This is a genomic window from Intestinimonas butyriciproducens, assembly GCF_004154955.1.
Taxonomy (GTDB): domain Bacteria; phylum Bacillota; class Clostridia; order Oscillospirales; family Oscillospiraceae; genus Intestinimonas; species Intestinimonas butyriciproducens.
Map to the genome: position 1 here is coordinate 2,071,394 of NZ_CP011524.1, position 18,007 is coordinate 2,089,400.

The following is an 18,007-nucleotide window of genomic DNA, read 5'->3' on the forward strand; positions in this document are numbered from 1 at the left end:
GCCCTGTTGTGCGCCGAAGCTCTGGGACCACCTTCCGCTTCTCCCGGGGGAGCCTTGCACCGTCCGGCTCCTCTCTGGACCTGGGGGAACAGCGTACTCCTTCCCGTCACAGCCTTTTTCATGATTGCTGTTTTTTAGTATACGCAGAAAGGAGGAAAAAGTCAAGCGGATCGGCGGTTTCCATGCAAAAAGGGAGTGGGCCGAAGCCCACTCCCTTTAGATCAAATCGCGCGGTATTATTTTGCAGCCGCTCTGGCATTGACCTTGTCTTTGCCCAGGGTGGCACGCAGTGCCATAAGTACGATAAACATGGAGGCAAACGCAATGATCAGGTTGACAATGACATTCTGAATCAAACCGGCAAAGATATAGTTCACAAAGGCCACCGCAGCCACAGTAAGCGCATAAGGAAGCTGCGTCTTCACGTGGTTCAGGTGGAAGCACTGAGCGCCGGTAGAGGCCAGGATCGTGGTATCGGAGATGGGGGAACAGTGGTCGCCGCACACGGCGCCGGCCAAGCACGCCGCAATACCGATGGTGAGGATCGTGCCGGCGTCCACGCCGAAGGTGCTCACCACGATGGGGATCAGAATGCCGAAGGTGCCCCAGGAGGTGCCGGTGGCGAAGCCAAGGCCCACAGCCACCAGGAAAATCACTGCGGGCAGGAAGTTTGCGAAGTTGGAGGCGACAGCCCCCATGGCGTCGGCCACAAAGAACTTGGCACCCAGCAGACCGTTGGTCACGCCGCTGATGGTCCAGGCAAAGCACAGGATCAGGATGGCGGGCACCATGACCTTGAAGCCCTCGGCGATACAGTCGGTAAACTGGGCGAAGTTCATGGTACGGCGGACCATATAGAAGATAAAGGCGAACAGCAACGCCAGGAAGGACCCGTACATCAGGCCGGTGGGCGCGGAGCAGTCGGCAAATGCGCCCATTACATCCATAAAGTAGTCAGAATCGCTAGTGAAAAAGCCGCCGGTATACAGCAGGCCGGACACACAGCAGATGATCAGGGCGATCACGGGGATCACCAGGTCCGCCACCTTGCCCTTGGTGGAGTTCTTGCTCTCGTCGTCGGCCCCTTCGAAGGGACGTTCGGGGGTGGTGTACAGATCGCCCTTCTTGGCGTTGTCCTCGTGAATCTTCATGGGACCGAAGTCCTCATCAAAGACGGCCAGGATCACCAGCGTGAACAGGGTCAGGATGGCATAGTAGTTCCAAGGGATGGCGCTGATGAAGAGCTGCAGGCCGCTGACGCCCTCCATGGTGTCGGCCACGCCGGCAACAGCTGCGGCCCAAGAGGAAATGGGCATCATGATGCATACGGGAGCGGCGGTGGAGTCGATCATATAGGCCAGCTTGGCGCGGGAGATGTTGTGGCTGTCGGTCACCGGGCGCATGACGTTGCCGGTGGTGAGGTTGTTGAAGTAGTCGTCCACACCCAGTACCAGGGCCAGCACCATGGTGGCCAGCAGGGCGCCCCGCTTGGTCTTGATGTGCTTCTTGGCCCAGTCGCCATAAGCCTTGGAGCCGCCGGAGCGGTTCATCAGCACCACGATCACACCCAGCATGACCAGGAACGCGAGAAGGGCCACGTTGCCGCCCACGGATTCCACCAGCGTATCAAAGGTACTTGTAACGCCCATGACGGGATTAAAATTGGCGTACAGGAAACCGCCCACCAGGCAGCCCAGGAACAGGGACGTATAGACTTCCTTGGTGATGAGGGCCAGCGCAATGGCCAGCACCGGAGGCAGAAGAGAAAGCGGCGTGGAGAAGAAATTACTGACGTATTCGGCCTCGCCCTCTGCGAAGGCGGTGGTCATAAGGATTCCTACAATTGCTGCGATGGTCAGAATAAAGGGGACAAAATTTCTCTTTGTTCTATGCATGTTTACCCTCCCTTTCAAATATGCGGTTGTCAAGGTACGTGCTGCGCTGAAATAAACCAAACCAATTCCCACACTCAGGATATCATAGTTCCCGAGAAAAGACAAGGCATTTTTCATAAAAACAATGTGTGTTTTTTGTAGCTCTTTATAGTTAATGCCTACGCATACCATATTTTTCAATTTTATTTCATTTCTCTGCTGCTTTAAATTGTGCAATTCCACTCAATAAAAGTGCAAAAAGGAGGCGGGGTTTTACCCCGCCTCCCACAGTTCCTATTAAATTTTGTTTTTAATTCTTTACCGCAGCCGGCTGCTTTTTCTGCTCGACCATACGGATAATTACCAGCACTCCAAACATGGAGGCAAAGGCGATGATCAGGTCGATGATGACATTTTGGAGGTAGCCGGCGATGATGTAGTTGACAAATGCCACAGCGGCTACCGTAACCGCATAGGGGATCTGTGTCTTTACATGGTTGAGGTGGTAGCACTGGGCACCGGTGGAGGCCAGGATCGTGGTGTCGGAGATGGGAGAGCAGTGGTCGCCCATGACCGCGCCCGCCAAGCAGGAGGCAATACCGATGGTGAGGATGGTGCCGGCGTCGGCCCCGAAGGTACTCACCACGATGGGGATCAGGATACCAAAGGTGCCCCAGGAGGTGCCGGTCGCAAAGCCCAGGCCGCAGGCCACCAGGAAGATCACCGCAGGCAGGAGATTTGCAAAGCTGCCTGCCACCGAGGCCATGGCGTCGGCCACAAAGTACTTGGCGCCCAGCAGCCCGTTGGTCACGTCGCTGATGGTCCAGGCAAAGGTCAGGATCAGAATGGCGGGCACCATGATGTTAAAGCCTTCGGCGATGCAGTCGGTAAACTGGGAGAACGTCATGGTGCGGCGGATCATGTAGAAGGCAAAGATCAGTACCAGCGCAAGGAAGGAGCCATACATCAGACCGGTAGGCGCGTCACAGTTGGAGAAGGCGTCGATGACGCTGATTCCGCCCTCAAACATGCCGCCGGTGTACAGCAGACCTGTCACGCAGAAGATGATCAGGATGATGACCGGGATCACCAGGTCGGTGACTTTGCCGTTGGTGGAGTTTTTGCTGTCGTCCGCATTGGCATAGGGGCGCTCGGGGGTGGTGTAGAGATCGCCCTTCTTGGCGTTGTCCTCGTGGACCTTCATGGGACCGTAATCCAGATCAAACACGGCCAGAACCACCAGCATGAAGAGGGTGAGGAGCGCGTAATAGTTCCAGGGGATGGCGCTGATAAAGAGCTGCAGGCCGCTGACGCCCTCCATCGTGTCGGCCACGCCGGAGACGGCTGCGGCCCAAGAGGAGATGGGCATCATGATGCATACGGGAGCGGCGGTGGCGTCACACATGTAGGCCAGCTTGGCGCGGGAGATGTTGTGGCTGTCGGTCACCGGACGCATGACGTTGCCGGTGGTGAGGTTGTTGAAATAGTCGTCCACGCCCAGCACAATGGCCAGCACCATGGTGGCCAGCAGAGCGCCCCGTTTGGTCTTGATCTTCTTTTTGGCCCAGTCGCCATATGCCTTGGAGCCGCCGGAGCGGTTCATCAGCACCACGATGATGCCCAAAATGACCAGGAATGCCACGATGCCCAGGTTGCCGCCCACCGCGGTACACAGCGTGTCGAATGTGCTGGTGACGGCCAAGACAGGGTTAAAATTCGCGTACAGGAAGCCGCCCACCAGGCAGCCCAAGAACAGAGAGGTATAGACCTCTTTCGTGATGAGTGAGAGTCCGATGGCCACTACCGGCGGCAAAAGTGAAAGTGCGCTGGAGTAGAAGCTGCTGACGTACTCGGCCTCGCCTTCCGCAAAGGCGGTGGTGAGCAGAAGGCCGAGCGCTGCGGTGAGAACCAGGAGCACCGGAGCAATCTTCCGCTTGAATTGTTGCATGGATACCCTCCCTTTCAAAATGCGCGGTTTCTAAATAGTGTGTAGCGCGGTGCGAGTGTTGTGCACTCAGACAGTTTTCCCAACTCAGTTTTGTCCAAATATTGTGCACCCAAACCAATCCCACTGCTAAAATAACACTATCTGGAAGGGATTGCAAGGCATGGATGGTAAAGCTTTTGTTGTATTTTTGTAAAGTTAATGTAAAATATCAAAATATGTTTTTACAATTCCGTCGCAATGTCATTTTTTGCTATTTTATCCCAGCAAAAGTTCTGAATCAGCTCCTTTGGTCCGCATCTCCCCGCCGGGGTGGGCAGCCCGGCCAGCGTCGTCAGCGCCCCTGTCAGCGTTTCGGGCGCATATCGCTCCCGTAGAGCCCCCATGTCCAAGTCCCGTTCCCGCTTGGAGAGCCGCCTTCCGTCTCCGGCCAGCAGCAGGGGGACGTGCCCGTAGACGGGAGCGCGGTACCCCAGCAGGCGCATCAGCCAGAGCTGCCGGGCCGCTGAGTCCAGAAGATCCCGGCCCCGCACCACCCGGGTGACCCCCATCAGTGCGTCGTCCACCGTGACGGCCAGTTGATAGCCGTAGACCCCATCGGCCCGCCGGACCACAAAATCACCGCAGTCCCTGGCCAGATCAAACTGCTGACGGCCTTGACACAGATCGTCAAAAGAGATGGTCTCATGGGGCATAGCCGCCTTCCAGGCCGGAGGCCTCACCATGGCTCTCGCCTCCTGCTCCGCCCTGGAGAGCTTCCGGCAGGCGCACGCCCCGCGGTCCCGCTCTTCTCCGGGGTGGGGTGCGGAAGCGGCCAGCCGCTGATGACGGCTGCACCAACAGGGATAGACCGCCCCCAGCTCTTTCAGGGTTTGGAACGCCTCGTCATAGAGGGCGGTCCGCTCCCGCTGGCAATAGGGCCCGCACGTCCCGCCGGCGGCATACCCCTCGTCCCAGTCCAGCCCCAGCCACCGAAGGTCCTCTACCAGAAGGCTCGTCCAGGGCTCCCCGGTTCGCTCCGGGTCCAGGTCCTCTATCCGCAGCACCATCCGCCCTCCCGCCGCCCTGGCATCCAGCCAGGCCAGCAGGAAGGAGAAGAGATTGCCCAGGTGCATCCGCCCGCTGGGGCTGGGTGCAAAACGGCCCTTTTCGCACATATCCGCCGGTCTTCCTTTCGCATTTTTCCAACAGTGTACCACAAAACGGCGGGTCGGGGAAGGGAATCCTTCTCCGGCCCGCCCACATTCTGAAAAACGCCCTTATTTTCCGCCGCTGAGCGGTGAAAGGCCCCCGTTTTACGCGCCGGAATCCTTGCTCTGCAAGGTTTCCGGCGCATTCCATTCGCGGCGGTCTGTGCCCTCTCAGACGCTCCACCCATCAGATTCCGCCGTCTCTGCACACACCTCGTACGCTTTTACAGCCTCTGCTCCGTCTCCCGATCAAAAAAGTGGAGCCTGCCGCGGTCCAGTATCACCCCGGTCTCCTCTCCCGGGTACAGCGCGCAGTCCGCCCCGACGGCTGCCGTCAGCACGGGCATGCCTGGGAGATTCAGAAAAAGCAAGCTCTCACGGCCGGTACGCTCCACGTCGGTCACAATCGCCCGGACCGCTCCCGGTTCCCCCTCACCGGCCAGGTAGGATCGTACACCTCCCGGGGCGTACCTGCCTGCTGGAGGACGCCGTCCCGCAGCACGGCGGATGCGGCTTCCCATGGTCATGACCTCGGTCTGGTCGTGGGTGACGTAGACGGTAGTGGTGCCCAGGTCCCGCTGGAGCGACACGATCTCCCGACGCATATCCATCCGAAGCTTGGCGTCCAGGTTGGAGAGAGGCTCGTCCATGAGGAAGAGGCGAGGGCGCCGCACCAGGGCCCGTCCCAGCGCCACCCGCTGGCACTGGCCGCCGGAGAGGGCGCCAGGCCGGCGGTCCAGATACTCTAGAAGGCCCAGGCTCTCGGCTACCTCCATCACCCGCGCCCGGATCTCCTCCCGCCCCCATCGGCGCATTTTCAGTGGGAAAGCCCTGTTGTCATAGACCTTCATAGTGGGATAGAGGGCATAGTTCTGAAAAACCATGGCGATATCGCGGTCCCTCGGGGGCACCCGGTGGATACTCTTTCCATCCATGCGGATCACGCCGCTGTCCACCCGCTCCAACCCCGCCACCAGTCTGAGCAGAGTGGACTTTCCACAGCCGGAGGGGCCCACAAAGATCATAAATTCTCCCGGCTCCACGGCGAGATTCACATCCCGCACCGCGTGGACGTCGGCGGCGTACCACTTATTCACCTGTTCTATCTCCAGAGCAGTGGCTTCCACCGTCTGATATCCTTCCTTGCACTTGATCGGGCCTTTCGCAAAAGCGGCCCCAAGGACTTGTCCGGGCCCGGCGTTTGGGCGTATGAACCATCTCCGGGGCATGCCCTAATCCTTCAACCCCGCCGCGGCGATCCCCTGTTCCAGATACTTCTGCCCAAAGAGGAAGATGAGCAGAGCCGGCAGCAGCATCACCACGGAGGCCGCCAGGGATACCCCCGCGTTGTCCGCTGTGACGGGGGGGAGATACAACGACAGCGGCCAGAGGGTCTTGTCCTTGAGGAACGTGAGGGGCTGCTCCAGTGCATTCCAGTACTCGAGAAAGCCCAGCACCACGGCGGAGAGGAGCCCCGGCGCTCCCAGGGGGAGCCCCACATGCAGAAAGGTCCGGAGCGGTCCCGCGCCGTCCAGCGCCGCGGCTTCCGTGAGGGCGGAGGGGATGGCGGTGAAAAAACGGGCCATGAGAAAGACGGGGAAGGTGGACACCGCCCCCGGAAGGATCACGGCCCAAACGGTGTCCAGCAGCCCCAACCCGTCCAATACCAGATAGCTCGACACCATGGTCACCTGGAAGGGCATGAGCATGAGCACGATGTAGAGAGAGAACAGGGCCTTTTCCCCCCGGAAGCGGAGCCGGGCAAACGCCCAGGCGACGGGCGCACTGATGAGGACCTGTCCCGCCACCACCGGCGCGACCTGCCTACAGGAGTTCCAAAACATCGTAAAAAATTTCGGTGAATCCAAAAGCAGCTCCACATAGGGCCGCAACGTGGGGTATCGGGGCAGCAGGGGGATGCACACCACCACAAATCTGGCGGTATTGGCGGCAGCCAGCCGAAACGCCTCCTTCCGGAGGACGGCGGCATAATTTTTAAACCCGACAAACTGACCGCTCATGGCGGAAAAGAAGGAGCGGCGCACCGCGTCCAGAAAGGGCAGCAGCACCAGCACCGCCACGGAAAGCAGACTGGGGCATAGGAAAAGCCATGGGACCGCCCCATCTGTCTCCGGCTCAAACTCCGGCGGAGGGCCTCCCGCCGCCTCCGCCGGCACGCGCCGACGGCTCCATGGCAATTTCGTCTCCCCGTTCCTCCTCTCTTCTCCGATCCCAAAAACGTCGGTGCCGCTCCAGGCACCAATCCGACAGCAGCCACGCCGCCGGCAGCAGCCAGAGCGGCCGCTCCACCTTCACACCCCCAAAAGGCGCAAAGACGAGAGCGATGCCGAAGGTGAGCGCCCACACGGCGCAGGCCCTCACAGCAAATACCCGTTCTGTCCGGACCCCGGCCCGCTCTGCGGCCAAAACGGCCAGCGCCAGTGCGGTCAGAGACAGCAGCGCACAGCCCGCTGCCAGGGCACCATACCGCAGGTCCCGCTGAACGGCCGCCAAGGTCAGATAACCCCGCAGCTTTTCCATCCCGCCCGAGAACAGCCGGACCCAGAACTCAAAATCAGACCACCGGGTGGGAATGAACCGCTCCGGCACAGACCATGGAGCGCCCGCATACCACAGGACCGTCCCCGCCCCCAGCAGCGCCGGCGGCAGATAGCAGACCAGCAGCAGCGGCGCGGCGGTCAGCGCCCGTCCCCGCTGGAACAGGCGCAGCAGTATCCCCAAGGTCAGCGCCGCGCCGGGCAAGGCCGCCAGTGCGGTCAGGCCTTGGTGGAGCAGGGACAGGTCCAGCATTTGTCCGCCTGGGATCTGGTTCTGGCTCAGAAAGTGCTCTGCCTGGGTCCCGGCGTCTCCGTCCTGAAAGAGCAGCAGGAGGTTGGGCCAAGGCTCCGCGTCCTCCCCTCCCTGCACCAGAAGAAGCCCGCCGCTCCCCTTCATCACGCCCCTGACATAGTAGGTCTTCCCCTTCCATAGCACCGCCTGCCCCACCACACGGGCCGAGCCCCACAGGGCGTCGGCCGCGGCCTCGTCCACGGCGCAGCCCGTCTCATCCCCCCTGGCCGGGTAGTTTCCGTACCGAAAGGCCGCGGGCCAGACCTCCCCGCCGTCTCCAAAGAGCTCCAACACTGCCGCCGAAGTGCTGCACCGCCCGGCCCCGCCCTCCACGTACCCCTCCCGGTGCTCCCGCCAGAGTGCGGCGGCGGGCACCGCCGCCCCGCCGTCCTCCCGGGCGTATCGCTCCGCCCGCAGGAGCTGGACGGGGCTTATCCCTCCGCCCGCTTTCCACCGGATCACGGCCCCATGGGAGAGTTCTCCGGCATGCTGTGCCAGAAAAGATGCCCCCAGCCATGAGATCAGGGTCAGCGTGGCCAGGAGGAAGAGGGCGGCGCTACTCGTTTGTCGTTTCAAGGCGGACCCGGTCTCCTTCCTCGACGGGTTTATTGGAGGAGATGACCACCTGGTCGCTCTCCAGCAGCGCCCCCTCCACCGCCATGTTCCCGCTGTCCTGCTTCTGGAGGGTGACGGTCTTTTTCACCACGGTCTGTTCCACGCCCATGACGCTCTGCTTCTCCTGAATCACCAGCACGTAGGCATCGCCTCCCCCCATCCGCAGGGCGCTCAGGGGCAGCACCATGTCGTACTGCTGGCTGCGCTTGGAAATTTCCAGCTCCGCGGACCCGCCGGAGCCGTAGTTCCCCTCTGGGAGCTGAGCGGTCACCGTCACCTGACCCTGGCTGTCCGCCGCCCCCACGGAGGTAATAATCGCCTCCGCGCTTCCGGCTTTTCCCTCCAGGGTGAAAGTGAGCTTCCCCTGGTCCTCCGCCGCCAAGTCCTCGGCCTTCTTCTGGTCCAGCTTTCCCCGGAATGCAAAGCCCTGGTCGTTCCGGGTGAGGACCGCCGCCTGCGCCCCCTCCTGGGTCCTGCCCGGCTGCGAGAGGATGGATGCCGCTGTGCCGTCCACCGGCGCCGTCAGCCGTCCACCGGCGGCCTCCACAGCCTTGAGCTGTTCCAAGAGCTGCCGGGTCTCCCTCTGCTGGCTCACATGGCCCAGCCGTTCGGCCTCCCGCTCCCGGCTGCCGGCCTCGCCGGACTGCCGCTCCTCCTCCGCCTTTCTGCGGGCCTGCTCCAGCGCCCGCTGGGCGCTCTCCACCGTCCGTGCGGCGCTGAGAAGCTTCTCCTCCGTTTCAATTCCCGCGTCCTCTGCGGCACGCTCGGCGGTACGCAGGGCTTTCTCCGCGCTTTCCACGGCAGCCTGTGCCGAGAGCACCAGTTCTTCCTCGCCGACGTCCGTGCGCGCTCGGGCCTCTTCCAGCTTTTTCTCGGCCGCGTCCCGCTCCGCCTCCGCCGCCTGGAGCTTTTCCTCCTGGCGTGCCCTTGCCTTTTCCAGGGCCTCTTCCGCCCGGGTCACGGCCAGATCAGATCCGTAGTTGTAGGACTCCATGCTCCAGTCCGCCGTCTCCACGGCGGACTGGAGGTCCTCCACACTGGTCCGGGCCGCCTGGAGCTCTTCCTCGCCGGCCCCCGCCCGCTGCACGCCGTTGGAAAAGAGGGGCTTAGGCCGCTCTCCCGCCGCCAGTCGCCGCCGCTCCAGCTCCACGCACTCCTTCCACTTCTCCACCGGCTCCAAGTCCATCGGTGATCCACTCCTTTTTTCACACCCTGTGGCGCTTATTCCGCCAGATAGATCCGGGTCTTTTCCATCACATTCGCCGCCGCCTGCTCCGACGTCAGGCTTCCGTCCGACAGCCCTCTCAACTGGCGCTCCACCGCTTCCTTTACCACCTGGTCCGACAGGATGGGGGCGTCCAGCCGGTCGCACAGAGCCCGGAATCCCATATCGTCCTCGGCGTTCTCCGCCGCCTGCTCCACCATGGCGTCAAGGGAGCCGCCGTTCACCGGAAAGCCGTCGTACAGATAGCTGTCCTGTACCGTTCGTGAGAGGAGCATATTCACAAAGGACTCGGCCAGCTCCCTCTGGTTTCCGGTGGACACAATCCCCACGCCGCTGGAGGGCGTATAAGCGTTCCCGCCGAACAGGGTGTCCAGGGTCCAGTCCCGTGCGGGCTTTTCCCCTGTATTCCCGCCGGAGCCGCCCGTACTGTACGACACCAGCGGCGTCCCCCCTCCCGTCCGTTGAGCGCGGTCAGGATGTTCTCCAGGGAGAACTGGCCGGCAAGCTCCTGCACGTGGAAGAGGGCCTTCCCTTCGCTGAGCCGATTGGACCCGGGGTCCAGCATCTCAGCACCGCTCCCGCCGCCGCTGGCGGCCACCACAGTGGCAAAACTGACCCCGTCCCCCAACTCAGGGGTATTCTCCCGCTCTGCCTGCTGGATGCGGAGCATGTCGGCAAAGTAGCCTTCCAGCGTCTGCTGGTCCACCCCTTTTTCCGTGACAATACTCCCGGCGCAGACGTCGTAATAGTCCATCAGCATCCCCGTTTCGCCGAAGAGCTGCGCCGAGGGGCAGAGGAACGCCGGCTCTCCGCCCTGGCCCTCTTCGACCAGTCCGGCCAGATCCGTCATAGACCACACCTGCTCCACACACTCCCGCGCCCCCATCATCACCGGCACGGTGAACCGTGCGGGAACGCCGTAGACCCTGCCGTCCCGGCAATAGGCGTTCGTCAGATTGGGCATCAGCCCATCCTCCTCCAGACGCCTGGCTTGCTCTGTCATATCGGCCAGGACTCCCTTTTCTATGTAAGAGTCCACATTCAGGCCGTCCAGCAGAAGCAGATCGGGCCCTTTCCCCGCCATGAGCTCGGTGTTGAGGGTACGGATCACGTCCTCTGCGGTGGCGCCCAGCTCCTCGTCCAGCAGAACCTGGAAGTTGACCCGCACCGTGGGGTTGCTCCTCTGGAACTCTCCAATGGCCTGGCGAATGGTGTCGCTGTCCCTGAGCCCGAAGATCACCAGTTCGGTGTCCGGAAGGGTCGGGGTATCCGGATCATAGGAATAGTGCAGCAGCCGAACGTCATCCTCCCCCTGCAGCAGGGCGTAGAAGCCGCCCTCCCCGTCGGAGGTCAGGCCCGATAGGCTCAGCGTAGGCATCGAGAGGGAGGTGGGCTCGCCGTCCACCAGCTTCTCCCATATGGTCCCTCCGGCCGTCTGTCGGTAGATGCCGGTGGCATCGCCCAGATACACGCCTTCATCGTCCAGTCCCAGCGCTGTCAGGAAGCTCAGGCCGTCGTATATGCTCCCGCCGGTCTGTCTGCCCGTCTTCAGATCGTAGAGCACCGTCTCCTTTCCGTCGGCGCTCATGGCCAGCAGCGTGTCTCCCAGGACCGCCGCGCCGCTGTTATAGCTCTGGGGCGGATACTCCATCAGGAGATGCCCGTCAGTGCTCCGGTAACGGGAGATGCCCTCCCCGCCAAAAATCACCAGCAATTCCCCTTCGTCCAGGGCCCGGACGCCGGATGGTAGAGGGCGATCAGGCGCTCTGTGCCGCCGTGGATATCCATCTCCGGCAGCAGGGCTATACGGTGGACTATGCCCACACCGGGGAGGATGGCCTCCACTTTGCCCTGCAAAACGCCTATGACCTGATTCTTATGGACCGGATGCTGCCTGAACTGGACGGTCTGGAGGCCGTGCGGACCCTGCGCAGCCGGGGGTTCTCCACCCCGGTGCTTATGCTCACGGCTCTGGACGGCGTCCCAGACCGGGTGGACGGGCTGGATGCCGGGGCCGACGACTACCCGGCCAAGCCGTTTGCCGCGGAAGAGCTTCTGGCCCGGATCCGCGCCCTGTCCCGCCGCCCCAGGCAGTGGGAGTCCACCAGCCGGCTCTCCGCCGGGGATCTGGAGCTGGATACGGAGCTCGCCGCCCTCCTCAGGCCCGCGGGGGCCTGTTCCCTCTCCCGCCGGGAGAAACAGCTTCTGGAACTCTTCCTCCGCAACGCCGGGCAGACCCTAACCCGTGAGCTTCTACTCTCCCGGGTCTGGGGACCGGACGCTCCGGTGGAGGACGGCAATCTAGACAACTATATCCACTTTCTCCGCCGCAGGCTCCGTGCAGTGGGGAGCGCCGTCCGCCTTGCCACTGTTCGCTCCGTGGGCTATCGACTGGAGGTCGGGCCATACTGACCCGGCTCCGGCGGCAGCTCACACTCCTCTCGGCGGCCTGCACGGGGGCGGTACTGCTGGCCATGGCCTTGGCTGCCCTGTCCCTGGCGGAGGGCCAACTCCGCGCCGGTTCAGAGGCAGGGTTTCTCTCCAGCGCCAACGCCATCATAGCCAAGCTCCGATTGGATCGGGTGGTCAGCACGACCTGGCTTGCCCAGTTGGAGTCCGGAGAGGGGCTCATCATCTCCCTGCGGGACCAGGGCGCGCCCCTCAGCTTCTCCGGCGCCTGGACGCCTAGGACCGCCCGACCCCTGCTGTTGGAGCGTGCAGTCGCCGGCGCCCGCGCCCTTGGCGTGGAGCCGGACAGCCCTCCTCTCTCCCTCATCGACACCACCTCCACCCCCGTTTTTGAGGTACGCGGAGACCTGGGCGAGCGATATCCGGCCTTCGTCACCCAGATCCCGTCTTCGTAAGGCTGGCAGAGCCTGGTCCTGCTCAAGGATATATCCTCCTCCGACCAGCAGCTTCTGCTGCTGCGCGGCTCCTTCGCCGCTCTGGTGGCCGCCGGGGTGACCGCTCTGCTCCTGCTCTGCTGGGCCTTTGCCGGCCGGGCCATCCGTCCCATCGAGGAGAGCCGACGGAAACAGGCCGAATTCATCGCCGCCGCCTCCCATGAGCTCCGCTCTCCCCTGGCCGTCATCCGTACCAGCGCCGCCGCCCTGGCCGTGGCCCCCGACCAGGCGTCCCGGCTCCGGCAAAACATCGAGGTGGAATGCGCCCACAATGTCCCGGCTGGTAGACGACCTGCTCTCCCTGGCCCGGAGCGACGCCGGAACCTGGACCATTGCCCGTGAGACCGTGGATATGGACGCCCTGCTGCTGGAGACCGCCGAGCTCTTCTGCCCCGTGGCCCGCCAGAAAGGGCAGCGTCTGCTGTTGGAGGTCCCCGAGCGGGATCTTCCCCCGGTCACCGGAGACCCCCAACGGCTCCGTCAGGTCCTGTCCGTCCTCCTGGACAACGCCTTCAGTTATACGCCGCAGGGGGGGGTAGTCACGCTGCGTGCAGAGGTGGACGGCGCCGCTCTGACCCTACAGGTCGCCGACACCGGGCCGGGCATCTCCACCCAGTCCCTCCCCTATATTTTTGACCGCTTTTACCGGGCCGATGTCTCCCGCACCACCAAGGAGCACTTTGGCCTGGACCTCTCCATTGCAAAAGAACCGGCCGATCTCCATGGGGGGGGGACGCTGCGGGTGGCGCGAACCGGGCCCGAGGGTACGATCTTTGCGCTCCGTCTGCCCCTTCACCGGGGGAGACACATTTGAACGCACCGCCCTGCTTGCCCGCGGCCCTGCAATGCAGAAAGGAGCGCGCCGGTTTTCCCCGGCGCGCTCCTTCTTATGCTTTTTTATCGGTTGAGCTGATGGATGGCAAGCCCCAGGCCGCTCTCCACCGCTTCTGAGATCCCCTCGGCAAAGGTGGGATGAGGCCGCACCAGGGCGGCCAGTTCCTCCAGCGTTTTCCCCTCTGCGACGGCCAGAGTGAATTCACCCACCAGATCGGTGGCCCGCTCACACATGAGCTGCGCCCCCAGCACCGTGCCGGTCTCGGCATGGGACACCACCTTGATAAAGCCCCGTTCCGCGCCGGCAATGATGCTCCGCCCATTGCCGTTCATCAGGTACTTGCTTCCCTTTGTGGGAATCCCCGCCTCCTTGGCCTGGGCCTCGGTGAGCCCCACAGAGGCGATCTCCGGTTCGGTGTAGACACAGGCGGGGATGGCGTTCAGCTTCATGGGCGGCTCTTTCCCCGCGATCGTACTCACAGCGTTGATCGCCTGGGCCGAGGCCACATGTGCCAGCTGAATGCCGCCCGCCACCACGTCTCCAATGGCATAGATGCCCTTCACGCAGGTCTCGAACCGCTCATTCACCGGAATCGCCCCCCGGGCCAGTCCCAAGTCTACGCCGGGCCCGCACAGGCCCTCGGTGTTGGGCTTCCGTCCGGTGGAGACCAACACGGCGTCCGCCGTAACGGTTTCGGCCTTTTCCTTTGACGTATAGGCGCACCGGAGGCCCTCCCCGGTCCGCATCACCTGCTCCACTCGGGCCCCGGTACAGAGCTTTACGCCCCGCCTTTTCATGAGCATGCTCAGATTTTGAGCGATCTCCTTGTCCATGGTGGGCAGCACCCGGTCCATGGCCTCCAGCACGGTGACCTGGGCTCCCAGAGCACTGTAGAGGGAGGCAAACTCCATGCCGATCACTCCGCCGCCGATGATGGTCAGGCGGGGATGGTACATGCCCTCCCCCAGCAGGCCGTCGCTGGTGACCACCCCGGGCAGGTCCAGGCCCGGAATGGGCGGCAGGGCCGGGCGAGTGATATGCTCCCTCTGAAGTAGACAGCAAAAAAATTAAACTGTCGAAACGGAGGGAGCAATTATCATGAGTTTAAAAGGCAAAATACCGCCGGAGGTAAAGATTCAGGCTGTGGAGGACTACCTAGCGATCCGTAAGGGTTCCACACAGATCCGGGAAGAGTTAGGCATACGATTGAGCACTTTCCAGGCATGGCTGCGGAAATATCAGACGGAGGGGCCTGCGGGTCTGCATCCGAAAAAGCATGTTACAAGTTATCCATCCTCACTGAAGCTGGCGGCAGTAGAAGACTACATGGGCGGAGGAGGCTCGCTGGATGCCATGTGCCGCAAATACGGGATTTCCTCCCATGCGGTTTTACAACAATGGATTACGTTGTATAATCAAGGCCATAGAGAGTTCAAGACACGCAGAGCGCGGGAGGAAACAGATATGGCCGAGAAAGAAAAATTATCGCAGGAGCAAAAGCTGCAGGCAGTACTATACTGCTTAGAACATCAACTGGACTACCGGCGGACCAGCGAACAGTACAAGATCACCTATCAGCAGATCTATAGCTGGGTCAAAAAATATCAGGAGCAGGGAGAAGCTGGGTTGCTTGACCGCCGGGGGAGACGCCGCCCTCCTTCCGAATACAGCGAGGAGGAAAAAGCCGCGGCAAAGCTGCGGCAGCTGGAAGCGGAAAACAGAAGGCTTCAAATGGAGAACGATTTCTTAAAAAAATTGAACGAACTGGAGGGGAGGCGGTAAACAGGCTCACACGCCGCAGGAAGGTCTATGAGGCGATCCATACGCTTCGTCAGGAAAAAGGATATGAAATCGCATCGTTATGCGCGTTATCCGGGATTCCCCGCTGTTCTTACTACAAATGGCTTCACCGGGAAGAAAGTGCCTCAGAAAAAGAAAATACCCTCTTGCTGGAAGAAATCATCCGTTTGTACAGCGAAGTAAAAGGCATCTACGGTTATCGCCGTATGACGCTGAATGTGAACAGCCGGCTCAAAAGAAACTACAACCACAAGCGGATTTACCGCCTGATGAAAAGTGTACATATGCAGGCCGTGATACGCCGAAAGAAAAAGCACTATGTCATATTAGAACCGCGTGTTACCGCGGAAAACGTATTGAACAGAGAATTTACGGCAAATGGTCCCAATGAGAAATGGCTGACAGATGTCACAGAATTCAAACTTATCAATGGGAAGAAAGCATACCTGAGTGCGATCCTTGATCTCCATGACAAAAGCATCGTTGCGTATGCACTGGGCCAATCCAACAACAATCAGCTTGTTTTTGACACCTTTGACAGAGCGGTGAGAGCCAACCCCGGCGCCCATCCTCTGTTTCACAGCGACAGGGGCTATCAGTACACCAACCGGCAGTTCAAAGCAAAGCTGGACGGTATCCATGCAACGCAGAGTATGTCCCGGCCCGGCCGCTGCATCGACAACGGCCCTATGGAGGGCTTCTGGGGGATTCTCAAATCTGAAATGTACTACCTCCGGCAATTTCATACCTTCGAGGAATTGAAGAAAGCCATCGACGAATACATAGACTTTTACAATACAAGGCGGCTTCAAGCTAAGTTAAAGGGCCTGGCTCCCCTTGCTTACAGGAACCAGACCCTCGTGGCGTAATTTTTCTTTTTTCATCTGTCTACTTGACAGGGGGCGGTTCAGAGCCCCAACCGCCACCAAGATGTGTTCCGACTCGTAAATCGCCTCGCCCACACGGACCCTGCCGGGCCCCTGGATAACGGCGCTGCCATGGATCACTTCCACCCCATTGCCTTTCAGCAGCCCCTCCACCCCTCTGCGGAGCTGCTCCACCACCTGACGCCTGCGCTCATCCATGACGGCGTAGTCGAAACCGGCGTCGCTTGCCGTCACGCCAAAGGCGGCGCTGTGCAGTACCTGCCGGTAGAGGCTGGCGCTGTGCAGCAGAGTCTTGGTCGGGATACACCCCCGATTGAGACAGGCGCCGCCCAGGGCGTCCCGCTCCACCAGTACGGTGCGCAGTCCGAGCTGGGCGGCCCGGATGGCGGCCACGTAGCCGCCGGGGCCCCCTCCGATCACAATCAGGCCGCTTTTCATGTCCGCTCCTCCGGATAGAGATACCGCAGGACCGGGTGCCGGGCGGCGTTCACCTCGTCGGGCCGCCCAATGGGCGTGGTGTGGGGCGCCGTGTGGAGCCTCTCCGGGTCTGTGTCCGCCTGTGCACGGATGGTCTTGAGCACCTCCACCGCGCGGTCCAGGGTCTCCCGGGACTCGGTCTCGGTGGGTTCGGCCATAAGCGCCTCCTCCACGATCAGCGGGAAGTACATCGTGGGGGGATGGATCCCGTGGTCCAGCAGGGCCTTGGCCACATCCATAGCGGAGACGCCCTTTTCCTTCTTCAGCCCGGCCAGCGTGAGCACGAACTCGTGCATGCAGGGGCCGTCGCCGTAGGCGATGTCATAGGTCCCACGGAGCATTTCGCGCATATAATTGGCATTGAGGACAGCCCCCTGCGCCGCCTCGGTGATGCCCTCTGCGCCCAGTGTCAGGATATAGGTGAGCGCCTTCACCACCACGGCGAAGTTGCCGTAAAACGCCTTTACGCTGCCAATGCTCTTACAGGGGCGGTCAAACTCCAGCCCGTGCTCTCCCTCCGCCACGTGATAGTTCGGCAGGAAATCCATGAGAAAGCGCTTGCAACCTACAGGGCCGGAGCCGGGTCCTCCTCCGCCGTGAGGGGTGGAAAAGGTCTTGTGGAGATTGAGATGCACCAGATCAAAGCCCATGTCGCCCGGTCGGGCCACTCCCATGACGGCATTGAGGTTGGCCCCGTCATAATAGGCGAGCCCGCCCGCGTCGTGGACGATCTGCGTGATCTCCAGGATATTGGGATCAAAGAGGCCCAGGGTATTGGGATTGGTAAGCATGAGCCCGGCGGTATCCGGCCCCACGGCCGCCTTCAGCGCCTCCAGGTCCACGCCGCCCTGGGGATTGGAGGGCACGTTGACCACGGTGAAGCCGCACATGGCGGCGGAAGCCGGGTTGGTGCCGTGGGCGGAGTCGGGAACGATGATCTTGGTCCGCTGGGTATCGCCCCGGTCCAGATGATACTTCTTCACCATCAGCAGGGCGGTGAACTCCCCGTGAGCGCCGGCGGCGGGCATAAAGGTCATGCCGTCCATTCCCGTGATCTCGCACAGCAGCTCCTCGGCCAGGTACAGCGCCTCCAGGCAGCCCTGGACCGTGTCGGCGCCCTGGGTGGGGTGTACCCCCGCAAAGCCGGGCAGGGCCGCCGTCTCCTCATGGATTCTGGGATTATACTTCATCGTGCAGGAGCCCAGGGGATAGAATCCGTTGTTCACCCCGTGGGACCGCCGCTCCAGCTCGGAGTAGTGCCGGGAGAGATCCACCTCGGACATCTCGGGGAGACGCAGCGGCGTCCGGCGCTCCGTGCCCTCCATCAGGTGGGCGGGAGGCACATCCAGCGGGGGCAGCAGGTCGCAGCCGCGCCCGGCGCGGCTTTTTTCAAACAGCAATTCCAT

18 protein-coding genes and 1 other annotated feature (1 of these 19 only partly in view) are annotated in these 18,007 nt (G+C 61.9%); of the genes, 6 read left to right on the forward strand and 12 right to left on the reverse strand.

The features are described from left to right. Positions 1–119: a binding site (T-box leader), on the reverse strand; it reaches 104 nt to the left of the window's first position. A gap of 117 nt (positions 120–236) precedes the next feature. The 9 genes from SRB521_RS10365 to SRB521_RS10405 all read right to left on the reverse strand — a co-directional run bounded on the left by SRB521_RS10365 (position 237) and on the right by SRB521_RS10405 (position 11,413). Next, positions 237–1,895 carry a Na+/H+ antiporter NhaC family protein gene (locus tag SRB521_RS10365; RefSeq protein ID WP_075703589.1) on the reverse strand — a complete coding sequence of 553 codons (1,659 nt, stop codon included), beginning with the start codon at positions 1,893–1,895 and terminating at the stop codon, positions 237–239. Between the two features lie 289 nt (positions 1,896–2,184). After that, entirely contained in the window at positions 2,185–3,822 is a 1,638-nt protein-coding gene (locus SRB521_RS10370) for a Na+/H+ antiporter NhaC family protein (RefSeq protein WP_058117413.1), read from the reverse strand. Between the two features lie 221 nt (positions 3,823–4,043). Next, a complete protein-coding gene (gene gluQRS, locus SRB521_RS10375) occupies positions 4,044–4,976 on the reverse strand; it encodes a tRNA glutamyl-Q(34) synthetase GluQRS (protein ID WP_116722432.1) in 933 nt (310 codons plus the stop codon). A gap of 257 nt (positions 4,977–5,233) precedes the next feature. Further along, positions 5,234–6,136 (reverse strand): ABC transporter ATP-binding protein, encoded by a 903-nt coding sequence (locus SRB521_RS10385; protein WP_276327368.1) that lies wholly within the window; start codon positions 6,134–6,136, stop codon positions 5,234–5,236. 105 nt (positions 6,137–6,241) lie between these two features. Further along, a complete protein-coding gene (locus SRB521_RS10390) occupies positions 6,242–7,186 on the reverse strand; it encodes a carbohydrate ABC transporter permease (protein WP_242943907.1) in 945 nt (314 codons plus the stop codon). Continuing rightward, positions 7,146–8,435, reverse strand: coding sequence for a hypothetical protein (locus tag SRB521_RS10395; protein ID WP_116722431.1), 1,290 nt, complete (start codon positions 8,433–8,435; stop codon positions 7,146–7,148). Before SRB521_RS10395 ends, SRB521_RS10390 begins: the two co-directional genes overlap by 41 nt. Beyond that, the gene (locus SRB521_RS10400; RefSeq protein ID WP_116722430.1) at positions 8,416–9,660 is read right to left on the reverse strand and encodes an efflux RND transporter periplasmic adaptor subunit; all 1,245 of its coding nucleotides are present in this window, start codon (positions 9,658–9,660) and stop codon (positions 8,416–8,418) included. Before SRB521_RS10400 ends, SRB521_RS10395 begins: the two co-directional genes overlap by 20 nt. Before the next feature lie 35 nt (positions 9,661–9,695). Next, on the reverse strand, positions 9,696–10,028 hold the full coding sequence (locus tag SRB521_RS16185) for a hypothetical protein (RefSeq protein WP_207215971.1): 333 nt from the start codon (positions 10,026–10,028) through the stop codon (positions 9,696–9,698). Then, positions 9,977–11,413: a type 2 periplasmic-binding domain-containing protein gene (locus tag SRB521_RS10405; protein WP_129868847.1), complete on the reverse strand. Its 1,437-nt coding sequence runs from the start codon at positions 11,411–11,413 to the stop codon at positions 9,977–9,979. The genes SRB521_RS16185 and SRB521_RS10405 overlap by 52 nt, the downstream gene beginning before the upstream one ends. 29 nt (positions 11,414–11,442) lie before the next feature. Here SRB521_RS10405 and SRB521_RS10410 point away from each other — a divergent pair, with 29 nt between their 5' ends. The 4 genes from SRB521_RS10410 (at position 11,443) to SRB521_RS10425 (ending at position 13,416) form a co-directional block, all read left to right on the forward strand. Beyond that, on the forward strand, positions 11,443–12,111 hold the full coding sequence (locus tag SRB521_RS10410) for a response regulator transcription factor (protein ID WP_075703583.1): 669 nt from the start codon (positions 11,443–11,445) through the stop codon (positions 12,109–12,111). Between the two features lie 62 nt (positions 12,112–12,173). After that, a complete protein-coding gene (locus SRB521_RS10415; protein ID WP_083630862.1) occupies positions 12,174–12,563 on the forward strand; it encodes a hypothetical protein in 390 nt (129 codons plus the stop codon). Between the two features lie 96 nt (positions 12,564–12,659). Further along, complete coding sequence (locus SRB521_RS10420) at positions 12,660–12,944, forward strand: histidine kinase dimerization/phospho-acceptor domain-containing protein (protein ID WP_165366624.1); 285 nt, start codon at positions 12,660–12,662, stop codon at positions 12,942–12,944. Continuing rightward, on the forward strand, positions 12,874–13,416 hold the full coding sequence (locus SRB521_RS10425) for a sensor histidine kinase (RefSeq protein ID WP_165366625.1): 543 nt from the start codon (positions 12,874–12,876) through the stop codon (positions 13,414–13,416). Before SRB521_RS10420 ends, SRB521_RS10425 begins: the two co-directional genes overlap by 71 nt. Before the next feature lie 83 nt (positions 13,417–13,499). Here the strand turns inward: SRB521_RS10425 and SRB521_RS10430 are convergent, their stop codons facing one another. Further along, entirely contained in the window at positions 13,500–14,474 is a 975-nt protein-coding gene (locus SRB521_RS10430; protein WP_420810027.1) for a dihydrolipoyl dehydrogenase family protein, read from the reverse strand. Between the two features lie 61 nt (positions 14,475–14,535). Between SRB521_RS10430 and SRB521_RS10435 the strand changes: the two genes are divergently transcribed. Continuing rightward, a complete protein-coding gene (locus SRB521_RS10435) occupies positions 14,536–15,219 on the forward strand; it encodes a helix-turn-helix domain-containing protein (RefSeq protein ID WP_116722673.1) in 684 nt (227 codons plus the stop codon). After that, positions 15,192–16,106: an IS3 family transposase gene (locus SRB521_RS10440; RefSeq protein WP_242976610.1), complete on the forward strand. Its 915-nt coding sequence runs from the start codon at positions 15,192–15,194 to the stop codon at positions 16,104–16,106. The genes SRB521_RS10435 and SRB521_RS10440 overlap by 28 nt, the downstream gene beginning before the upstream one ends. On the opposite strand, the gene SRB521_RS10445 is transcribed toward SRB521_RS10440, so the two are convergent. Together SRB521_RS10445 and gcvPB are read right to left on the reverse strand one after the other, a co-directional pair. Beyond that, positions 16,056–16,562 (reverse strand): FAD-dependent oxidoreductase, encoded by a 507-nt coding sequence (locus SRB521_RS10445; RefSeq protein WP_116721800.1) that lies wholly within the window; start codon positions 16,560–16,562, stop codon positions 16,056–16,058. The two genes, SRB521_RS10440 and SRB521_RS10445, sit on opposite strands and share 51 nt — an antisense overlap. Then, positions 16,559–18,007: an aminomethyl-transferring glycine dehydrogenase subunit GcvPB gene (gene gcvPB / locus SRB521_RS10450; RefSeq protein ID WP_075703581.1), complete on the reverse strand. Its 1,449-nt coding sequence runs from the start codon at positions 18,005–18,007 to the stop codon at positions 16,559–16,561. The genes SRB521_RS10445 and gcvPB overlap by 4 nt, the downstream gene beginning before the upstream one ends.